The organism is bacterium (assembly GCA_035281585.1).
Classification (GTDB): Bacteria; UBA10199; UBA10199; order DSSB01; family DSSB01; genus DATEDP01.
Genome location: DATEDP010000152.1, coordinates 1 through 9,347, shown reverse-complemented (window position 1 = coordinate 9,347; position 9,347 = coordinate 1). Strand labels below are relative to the sequence as shown.

Genomic DNA, 9,347 nt, shown 5'->3' with positions numbered 1-9,347 from the left:
GCGGCGACAATATATGGGCGGCTCCAAGGAGCTATTCCGGCTCAACCACTGCCGGATTGAGGGAAAGGGGAAGTGCGAATGAAAGTGGAGGCGGTCCAATGACCAAGCGCCTGACCTTTTGGATTTCGCTTCTGACCAGCTTTGGCTTGATGCTGACCGGCTTGCTCTATCTCTTCGGCCTGCTCGTCGCCCTCAACGGCGTTCCGGAAAAACAAGGGATGGTGGCTCTTGGCCTTTGGCTGATCTTGCATTTGGGGATCTTGCTGGCCTCGGCTTTTTTGGCGCTGCGCTTGGCGCGACTTCTGATCACGAAAGCGGCTTGGGGCTCCGGGTTGACCCTTTGTTTGTCAGTCTTCGCCGCGGTCCTGCTCGGCGCCGGCGCCTCTTTTTTCGCGGCTCTGCTCTCGATTCTGCTGGCGGGAATCCGGTAACTCGATTTTTAAATCTTCAGGAGGACCACAGGTCCTTCCTCATTGCCAATGCGGTTTTCTTTAATAAATCGGAAGATGGGGTTTGGATAAATGAAAAAACAAGCTCCTGGGTTCTTTTATCCGCGAACAGCAGCATATTGATATATTCGGATTCTAATTCATCCATGAGGTCTTTTAGGGTTTGAAAATTACGACGCCCATGGTCATGCAGAGCCTGTTTATGTTTCTCAAAATCTAATGCTGCATGCATAAGATTTATCAAGCATTTGTATCGTGTAAACTTGAAATCCTGCTGTTGTTTGAGGACTTCGCGCTTGCGTTCAAATTTGGATTTCCCCCATGCGCCAATAACGGTACCCACGCCCAGCAATGTGAAAATCGCGGCAATTGAATCCCAGGATGGCAACAAAGAATCTCCCTTCGCTTCTTCAGCTAGGCGTGAATGAGATGGCCGTTTTCGATAAGCGCCTTGGGTAATTTACCCGCGTCTTTTGATGCCTCATAAATATCAACTGCCTTTTGAGCGTTGAGCCAAAATTCCGGAGTGGTATTTAGCGCGGCCGCAAGCTTTAGGGCGAGTTGAGCCGTTAAACGAGTTCGTCCATTAATTAAGCGGTTGATGACTTTGATGTCGTATTTAATATGATCGGCAAGTTGTTTTTGGGTAAGTCCCAAAGGGAGGAGATATTCCTCCTGCAGGATCTCTCCAGGGGTGGTGGGTTTTCTTTTCATACGAGCCATATAAGCCTCTTTATCCTCAATGGTAGTCCATTACTCGGACTTTGGCTGGACCTTGATCGGTCCACTCAAACACGATTCTCCATTGGTCGTTAATCCGAATGCTGTGAAACCCTTTAAGGTCCTCTTTTAAAGCTTCTAATTTGTTACCCGGAGGTGAAGCCAAGTCCTCCAACACGTGGGCATAATCAAGCATGTCTAATTTGCGTCTCACGATTTTCTTAATTCCTTGCCATCCAGCATTTTTAGGAAGCTTTTCAGATTCAAAAAATTCCTTCAGCGAAAGTTCCCCAAAAGACTGGATAGCCATAAGAGAAATTCATACCTTAATAAGGTATACCACTCCAAGGTATTTTCGACAATGTTTTGAAATTGTTTTGGAAAAAGAAGAAGCCCTTGGATTTCCAAGGGCTTCTTGAGTACGTCCCCAAGGGGATTCGAACCCCTGCTGCCGCCGTGAAAGGGCGGTGTCCTAGGCCTCTAGACGATGGGGACTTTGCAAATTCAATGTGAGCCGGCTGGGATTCGAACCCAGGACACCCGCCTTAAAAGGGCGGTGCTCTACCAGCTGAGCTACCGGCCCGCAACGCAGCGATATCTAACGTCAAAAGCCGGCGGACCTTAAACGTTTTCTCAAAGTGGTGTCAATCTTTTTGCCTTTGCCGCATTGCGGCGGCAAGTGCCTGGAATCATAAAATATTTCTTTGCGGAGGCCGGGGGGGCGTATAAACTCGCTGTAATTATGTCCGGCCGGGAAAAGTCGCTTGAGATTCAACCACAATTGATCGTCGACATTCACTGGGGATTCGCCCGCACTCAAGTTTTGGCCTCGGCGCTGGAGCTCGACATCTTCACCGTGCTCAATGCCGGCCACAACACCGTCGAAAAAATCGCGCGGGCCGCCTCGCTGCCGCTGCGTTCGACCCGAATGCTGCTCGATGCCCTGGTCGGCATGGGCTTGGTCGGAAAAACCCGCGGCCTCTACAAGCTCGAGCCCGAAGCCAAGGCCTTTTTGGTGAAAGGCGAAGTCGACTTCCTCGGCGCATCCCTGCAATTCGACGAGTTCACCCGCCAGGGCTGGGCCAGCCTGACTCAAGCGCTGCGCCAAGGCAAGCCGGTGGCCGCCAATGCCTCGCCCGAGCAAAGGAAAGCTTTCTTCCAAGAATTGGTGAAGCGGATCTTTCCGTCCTCCTACGCCTCGAGCGTCGCCCTTTGCAAAAAGCTCGGGGTGGGCAAGACCCTCAAGAACCAGAAGATCCTCGACGTCGGCTGCGGCGCCGCCGCTTGGTCGATCGCTTTCGCCCTGGCCGATCCGGCGGCGAAAATCGTCGCCATCGATTCCAAAGAGGTCTTGGAAGTGGCGCAAAGCCAAGTTCAGCGCTTCCGCCTGCAGAAGCAATTCGAGTTCCGCGACGGCGACTTCAACGCCTTGCCCTTCGAGCGCGAGGCCTACGACTCGATCATCCTCGGCCATATCTGCCACGGCGAGGGCGAAGCCTCGACCCGTCGCCTGATGAAAAAGTGCTATGACGCCCTCAAGCCCGGCGGCAAGCTCCTGATCGCCGAATTCATCGCCAACGACCTGCGGACCGGGCCGGAGATTCCTTTGCTCTTCGCGATGCCGATGCTACTCTTCACCGAGCATGGTGACGTCTTCACCGCCAAGGAGATGAAAAGATGGCTCAATTTCGTCGGCTTCAAAAAAGTGGCCGCCCTGGCCGTCCAGTATCCGGTGACGGTCATGGTCGGTACCAAATAAAATCACTGTCCTTCCTATTTCTCGCGATTTTCTTCTATCCAATATCGAGCCCGGCCCAGACGATGCGGTCGGTCCAACAAGTCGTCTACGGCGACCGGCTCATCCTCGACAACGGCGAATCGGTCCAGGCTTTGGGCGTCTGGGCGCCGAAGCCCGACCCGGGGAAGAAGGACTTCAAGCCCGACTCGGCGATGGGCGCCGGCGAGCGCCGTTCCCGCGAATTCACCCAAGGCCTGCTGCAGGGCCGCCAGGTTTGGCTGACCTACGGCGAGCCGGCCAAGGATTCCCAGGGAAACAGCCTGGCCTTGATCTATTTCAAGGTCGACTCCGGCCAGAGCCTGGGCGGCGGTGGGCAGCAAGTCAGCTTGGGTGCCGGCACCTACATGCTCAATCAGCTCCTCCTGAGCTACGGCTTTGCCGAGGCCGACAACAAGGCCAACACGTCCTACAAAGTCGAGTTCCAGCAGCTCCAGAGCGAGGCGGTGAGGGGAAAAAGAGGGAATTGGCAGATGATGACGCCTTAACGAACTTCTTCCGGCAGGCTCCTCTTGCCCATTCGCCGCAAGATGATGGCCTGGCGTCCCTTGGCCCGGCGGGTGTTGTGCTTGGTCAGGTAGACCGGGTTCGGCAGGATCGCCGCCAAATAGGCCGCCTCGGAAGAGCTCAAATCGCCGGCGCCTTTGTTGAAATAATAACGGCTGGCATTTTCCGCGCCGTAGATTCCCTCGCCCCACTCGACGACGTTGAGGTAGAGCTCCAGGATTCGCTCCTTGGGCAGCTTGTGCTCCAAGTCGATGGTGAGGAGGATCTCGTTGAGCTTGCGCAGCGGGTTGCGGGCCCGGGAAAAATAGAGATTCTTCACCAACTGCATGGTGATGGTCGAGCCGCCGCGGGCGATCTTCTCTTTTTTGAGGTTCAGCTCCCAGCTCTTTTGCAGCTCCTTGAAATCGACCCCTTCGTGGATGAAGAAGGCGTCGTCTTCCGCGACCAGGACCGCCCGTTTCAGCGAATCCGATATTTGGCCCAACTCGCGCCAGGAGAAGTCGGCCGGCTTGCGGCTGAGCAAAGTCTCGCGCCGGGTGAAGGCGGTGGAGGAGGGATCATGGCGGCGGAGCCAGGAGTTCTCCAGCAGCCCGCAGAGCAGGATCAAAACCTCGATGCCGACGAGAAGCGCCAGGGTGTAGCCGATGCCGCGCAGCCAGGGATTTCGGGATTTGCTCTTTCCCATGCCGCGGTTCTATAAACCAGCGATGCCCCGCAAACAACCCTACAACGCCCGAAGCTTGGCCCTTCGCTCGCTGCGCGAAGTCGCCCAAGGAGCCTTCGCCGCTGAGGCCATCGACCATGCCTTGCGGGAACATCCCCTGGCCGAAGCCGACCGCGGGCTCCTCACCCAGTTGGTCTACGGAGTCCTTCGGGAGCGGGCCTTCCTCGATCAAGTCCTGAGCCGCTACGTTTCGAAGGCCAAGACGCCCGAAGCCCTGCTCGACTTGCTGCGGCTTGGGGCCTACCAATGCCTGAGCCTCGAGAAGGTTCCGGACTATGCGGCGGTCCATGAGGCGGTGGAGCTGGCCAAGCTCAAGCACGGGTCCGGCGCCGGCCGCATGGCCAACGCGGTGCTGCGGAGCCTGCTCCGCGAGCAGACCGAGATCCGGGCCAAGCTGTTCGACGGCCGGATCGAGTCCTATCCCGAATGGATGCTGCGTCGCTGGCGCAAGCGGTATCCGCCGGAGCGGCTGAAGCGGATGCTCGAGTATTTCGCGGCGCCGGCGCCGCTTTGGGCCCGGGTAAATCCTCGAAAGGCCGAAGCGGCCGGAGCCGCCATGATCGAGCTCGGCAATCGGGAGCGAAGCTCTTGGTGGCAGGAGATGGAGGCTGGGAATATTTCGATCCAAGACCCGCATTCCTATGAAGTGGCGATGGCGGTGGCGCCGAAGGACGGCGAAAAGATCCTCGACGCCTGCGCCGGCCATGGCGGCAAGAGCAGCGCTCTGGCCGAGATCGCGCCCGGGATGGAGCTCTACGTCCACGAGCCCTCGCCGGAGCGGATTGCCCAGCTCGGCGAGAATTTCGCCCGCCTCGGAATTCACCAGCCCACCATTCTGTCCGGCCCGCAAGCCGCCGCCGACCAGGAACTGGTCTTCGACGCCATCCTGGTCGATGCTCCCTGCTCGGGCATGGGGACCTTGGGACGCAAGCCCGAGATCCGTTGGCGCCTCAAGCCGGCCGACTTGGGGCGGCTCGCCCAAAAGCAGCGGGTCATCCTCGAAGGATGGATTCCGCGGCTGGGACCCGCCGGCCGCTTGATCTACGCGGTTTGCTCGCTGGAGCCCGAAGAAGGCCGGGACAACGTCGCGACCTTCCTCGCCGGGCATCCTGAGCTGCGCTTGGAGGAGGAGCGGGAGCTCTTTCCCGAGCCCGGTGCGGGCGACGGCTTTTATCTCGCTCGCCTTGCCAGGGTGAAATGAATCATTATATTAGAGATTAAATATGCCCGAAAAAGACTATTACCAGATCCTCGGTGTCTCGCCGACCGCCAACGACGCCGAGATCAAGAAGGCTTACCGCAAGCTCGCCAAGCAGTATCATCCCGACGTGAACAAGGGCGACAAGTCGGCCGAGGAGCGTTTCAAGGACATCTCGGCGGCCTACGACACCTTGAGCGACAAAAAGAAACGGCAGGAATATGACCTGATGCGCACCTACGGCGGCGGTTTCGGCGGGATGGGCGGGGAATCTCACGGCTTCCGCGGCCGGCCTGACGGCGGCTTCGATTTCTCGACTTTCACCGGACCCGGCGGAGCCAGCGCCGGCCAGCAGGGCAACATCCATTTCGAGTACGGCGATCTGGGCGACCTCTTCGGCGATATCTTCGGCGGCGGCGTCAAGGGCGGAGCTCGCGGCGGCGGTTTCGGCACCCGAGCTCGAGGCGCGCCGATGCGCGGCGCCGACCGCACTTATTCGATGGAGATCGACTTCCTCGATGCGGTCCGCGGGATGACGAGCAAGATCGGCCTTGAGAGCGGCGCCGGGAAGAGCGAGAAGATCAACGTGAAGATTCCGGCCGGCGTCAAGACCGGTTCCAAGATCCGCTTGGCCGGCAAAGGCGATCCCTCGCCGAGCGGCGGCCCCAGCGGCGATCTCTTCATCGAGGTCAAGGTCCGGCCCCATCCCTATTTCTCGCGCGAGGGCGACGATATTTATCTGCAATTGCCCATCACCATCGGCGAGGCCGTCCACGGCGCCCAAATCGAGGTGCCGACGGTGGACGGAAAGCTCAAGATGAAGATTCCGGCCGGCACCCAGGGCGGCCAGAAATTCCGGCTGAAAGGGAAGGGCGTGGTCCATCGCCACGACGAAGGCCACGGCGACCAATATGTGGTGGTTCAACTCCAGCTGCCGCCCGAGCTCGACAAGGAAAGCCGCAACTTGATCGAGGAGTTCACGAAAAGAAATTCATACAATCCGAGGGAGAAATTTGTTTAAAAGGAAATTGCGACTTCGAGGGAGGTGAGAGCCTTGAGGTCCAATATGAAAAATCTCCTTCTATCATCCCGTCTTTTTGCCATTTTCTTCACACTTTTATTTAACACGCCGGTCCGAGCTTTGACCCTGGTCGAGGTGCCTGGAGCCTCGCTTCCGCAATTGCTCGGTAAGCCGGTGGCCGCGATCCGGGTCGTGGCTTCCGACGGAAACGGCGGCCTGAAGCCGGTTCCTTTCCAGATCGATGAGCGTCGCGGCGCCAATGGTCCTTGGATCTTGGACCAGGAGACGGTCGGCGCCGGAGCTTTCGACCCTTTCGACGTCTTGCTTTTTGCCGCCGAAGACGGAGGGCCGAGTTTCGACGCCGCCAAGCTGCCGCCGGCCTCCGTCGGCCATCGGATCGCGACCGAGAACAAGGTCGTCGCCGCCTATTTGGCCGAGCCGAGCTCGCCGCGATCCGAAAAGTCCTACGTGAGCTATGTGCCGGCCCAGGACCGGATCAGCACTTCCTTCTACGAGGCCGCCTTCCGGCCAAGCCAGCCCTTGGTCCAAGACATCCTGATTCCGCAGAACGGCGCGACCAAGGCCGATATCCTGGATCGCTTCAAGGTTCGCTTCAATTTGGCGATCAAGAATTTCTTCGACCTCAAGGTGGGCGAGGGCGACGTCGAGGCCCGTTTGGCCGGCACCCGAGTCGGTCCGCTGCGGGTGATACGGCGGATCGTCGCCTCCAAGAAGTTGGGTCCGATCAAGCTGATTCCCACCGCGACCACCGACTTCTTTTTCTATCCCGACTGGATGGAAGTCCCGACCAAGATCCAGAATCCGGTGGACGGGCCCAAATTCCTCGACGCCAAAACCGAAGGCTTGAGCGGCTACGATTTCTCGCGCGCCGCTTACGGCAGCGTCATTCACAGCAGCTTGAACGGCCAAAGCTGGACTTTGGACGGCAAGCCCGAGGCCCAAACCGGCGCCGGCGGCGGCGAAGCCTTGGGTTGGTGGTCCTTCAACGGATCGGCTGGGGCCTTCGTGGTCGGCATCCAAAACGATCCCCAGTTGAGCGGCTTGGGCGTTCAGCCCATCCTCAAGGTGATCGACGACGCCGGCCGCTCGGCGCCGCCCGAAGGCGAGCCCGGCGAAAGCTTCGTCGGCTTCGATCTGCCCTATGCCAAGATTCCCAAGGGGTCTTACTGGATTCGGGTGAAGCAAGTCTTTCCCTATCGCTTTCAGCCGGGGCAGGAGGCGGCTTACTTGGAGGGCGCGAGAACCGCTGCGCCGAAAGCGGTGGAGGCTTTATAATTTTCCATTGACGTGTCATCCTGAGTGAAGCGAAGGATCTGCGACTGCCCAAGAGGCCATGGGACTCCAAAGCCCCTTCGTATCCTCGGAATTCCCTTGAGTGGACCCGGAGCGGGTCCGTTTTTCAAAAGATCTTGGTAGGTCGCAGATCCTTCGCTTCGCTCAGGATGACAGATGCTGCCCAAAATCTTTACCAACGTTTCGGTACTCGACTTTTCCCGCCTCTTGCCCGGGCCTTTCGCCAGCGGGCTCTTGGCCCGCTTAGGCGCCGAGGTCACTTGCGTCCTGCCGCCGCAGAAAGACGCGGTGCTCGGCGACTACAGCCCCTTCGCGGCCCTGCGCGAGGGCAAACGCTTCGTCACCGTCGATTTGAAAACAGAGAGCGGCTTGGCCGAAGCCCGGCGGCTTGCCGCCGGCACTTCGATCCTGCTGGAAGGCTTTCGGCCGGGAACGATGGAGCGCCTCGGCCTGGGCTTCGATAGCTTGCAGGCGCTCAACCCCGATCTGCTCTACGTCAGCTTGGTCGGCTATCCGGCCGGGCATCCCAAGTATCTGGCCGGCGGCCACGATCTCAATTTCCTGATCGACTCCGGCATCTATCAACTGCTTTACGGCGAGGGCGGCGTGCAATTGCCGGCCCTGCAGATCGCCGACGTGATGGGCGGCTTCTACGCCGCCTTCCAAATCTTGGCGGCCTGGATCGAGCGGATGAAAGGCCCGGGTTCGAGACGGATTGAAGTGTCGGTGATGGAGAGCCTGGCTTTGATGCAGGAGTACCGCAGCGACGAGGCCGCCGCCGGCATCCTTCCGATGCTGACCGGCAGCTTGGCCCGTTACCGGATCTACAAGACCAAGGACCACCGCTCGGTGGCGGTGGCCGGCTTGGAGCCCAAATTCCATGCCGCCTTGCTTGAGACCTTGGGCCTCGAAGCCAGGCCCGGCGAAGGTGAAGAAGCGCTGGCCGGTCGAATCCAGGCTGTCTTCGCGACCCGAGACGCGGCGGAATGGGGCCGCATCTTCGCCAAAGTCGACGCTTGCCTCAGCTTTTTCTAGCCAAAATCCCTTGGACTGAAGACAATCTCCGCATGGCTCGCACCTGGCATGACCTCGGCTCGGCCCAAGACCTTCAGAATCCTCCTTTACGCGAAATCAAGATCGGCGACCTCACCATCGCCTTGTGTTACCGCGGTGGCGAGTTTTCGGCCTTGGGCGGCATCTGCCCGCATGCCGGCGGGCCGCTGGGGAAAGGCACGCTCCGCGACGACGGCAAGCTCGTCTGTCCTTGGCATTACTTCAGCTACGACCTCAAGACCGGGGTCCACCGCTTCAACGAAAATTTCGAGATCGGCGTTCCGGTCTATGAAGTGAAAGTCGAAGGCGGCCGGCTCCTGCTGAATCCCGATCCGGTCAAAAAGGGCAAGCCCTTGCCCGAGTCCCACAGCGGCTTGAACCGGCCGATCCGCCGGGAAGAGGGGCCGATCCGGGTGGCCGGTGTCTCGACGACGATGATGACGATTTCCCATCCCCGCTATTCGACTTCGGAAGATTTACTCCAGACCGCCCTCGACCACGCCCGCGACGAGCTCGGCGCCGAAACCAAGCTCCTGCGCGTCCGCGAAATGAAGGTCCGGCCCTGC

General features: G+C 59.2%; 12 protein-coding genes and 2 tRNA genes. 8 read left to right on the top strand and 6 right to left on the bottom strand.

Going from position 1 to position 9,347, the window contains the following annotated elements:
* Positions 1-98 precede the first annotated feature (98 nt).
* Complete coding sequence (locus VJR29_13685; protein HKY64456.1) at positions 99-431, top strand: hypothetical protein; 333 nt, start codon at positions 99-101, stop codon at positions 429-431.
* 16 nt (positions 432-447) lie between these two features.
* Here VJR29_13685 and VJR29_13680 read toward each other — a convergent pair whose 3' ends face one another.
* From VJR29_13680 to VJR29_13660, 5 genes are all read right to left on the bottom strand, one after another.
* Positions 448-840 carry a hypothetical protein gene (locus tag VJR29_13680; GenBank protein HKY64455.1) on the bottom strand — a complete coding sequence of 131 codons (393 nt, stop codon included), beginning with the start codon at positions 838-840 and terminating at the stop codon, positions 448-450.
* A gap of 23 nt (positions 841-863) precedes the next feature.
* A complete protein-coding gene (locus VJR29_13675; protein ID HKY64454.1) occupies positions 864-1,172 on the bottom strand; it encodes a HigA family addiction module antitoxin in 309 nt (102 codons plus the stop codon).
* Positions 1,173-1,188: 16 nt separating this feature from the next.
* Entirely contained in the window at positions 1,189-1,479 is a 291-nt protein-coding gene (locus tag VJR29_13670; protein ID HKY64453.1) for a type II toxin-antitoxin system RelE/ParE family toxin, read from the bottom strand.
* 112 nt (positions 1,480-1,591) lie between these two features.
* A tRNA-Glu gene (locus VJR29_13665) sits at positions 1,592-1,664 on the bottom strand.
* A 15-nt stretch (positions 1,665-1,679) separates the two neighbouring features.
* Positions 1,680-1,752: transfer RNA gene (locus VJR29_13660), tRNA-Lys, on the bottom strand.
* A 159-nt stretch (positions 1,753-1,911) separates the two neighbouring features.
* Between VJR29_13660 and VJR29_13655 the strand changes: the two genes are divergently transcribed.
* Both VJR29_13655 and VJR29_13650 read left to right on the top strand, forming a co-directional pair.
* The gene (locus VJR29_13655) at positions 1,912-2,928 is read left to right on the top strand and encodes a class I SAM-dependent methyltransferase (protein ID HKY64452.1); all 1,017 of its coding nucleotides are present in this window, start codon (positions 1,912-1,914) and stop codon (positions 2,926-2,928) included.
* A 62-nt stretch (positions 2,929-2,990) separates the two neighbouring features.
* Complete coding sequence (locus VJR29_13650) at positions 2,991-3,452, top strand: thermonuclease family protein (GenBank protein HKY64451.1); 462 nt, start codon at positions 2,991-2,993, stop codon at positions 3,450-3,452.
* Here the strand turns inward: VJR29_13650 and mtgA are convergent.
* Positions 3,449-4,156, bottom strand: coding sequence for a monofunctional biosynthetic peptidoglycan transglycosylase (gene mtgA / locus VJR29_13645; GenBank protein ID HKY64450.1), 708 nt, complete (start codon positions 4,154-4,156; stop codon positions 3,449-3,451). The two genes, VJR29_13650 and mtgA, sit on opposite strands and share 4 nt — an antisense overlap.
* Positions 4,157-4,178: 22 nt before the next feature.
* On the opposite strand from mtgA, the gene VJR29_13640 reads away from it, so the two are divergent.
* From VJR29_13640 to VJR29_13620, 5 genes are all read left to right on the top strand, one after another.
* Complete coding sequence (locus VJR29_13640; protein ID HKY64449.1) at positions 4,179-5,396, top strand: transcription antitermination factor NusB; 1,218 nt, start codon at positions 4,179-4,181, stop codon at positions 5,394-5,396.
* 22 nt (positions 5,397-5,418) lie between these two features.
* Positions 5,419-6,414, top strand: a complete 996-nt coding sequence (locus VJR29_13635) for a DnaJ C-terminal domain-containing protein (protein ID HKY64448.1) — start codon at positions 5,419-5,421, stop codon at positions 6,412-6,414.
* A 45-nt stretch (positions 6,415-6,459) separates the two neighbouring features.
* Complete coding sequence (locus tag VJR29_13630) at positions 6,460-7,710, top strand: hypothetical protein (GenBank protein HKY64447.1); 1,251 nt, start codon at positions 6,460-6,462, stop codon at positions 7,708-7,710.
* A gap of 174 nt (positions 7,711-7,884) precedes the next feature.
* Positions 7,885-8,763: a CaiB/BaiF CoA-transferase family protein gene (locus VJR29_13625; GenBank protein ID HKY64446.1), complete on the top strand. Its 879-nt coding sequence runs from the start codon at positions 7,885-7,887 to the stop codon at positions 8,761-8,763.
* A 32-nt stretch (positions 8,764-8,795) separates the two neighbouring features.
* On the top strand, positions 8,796-9,347 hold a 552-nt coding region (locus tag VJR29_13620), incomplete at its 3' end, for a Rieske 2Fe-2S domain-containing protein (protein HKY64445.1).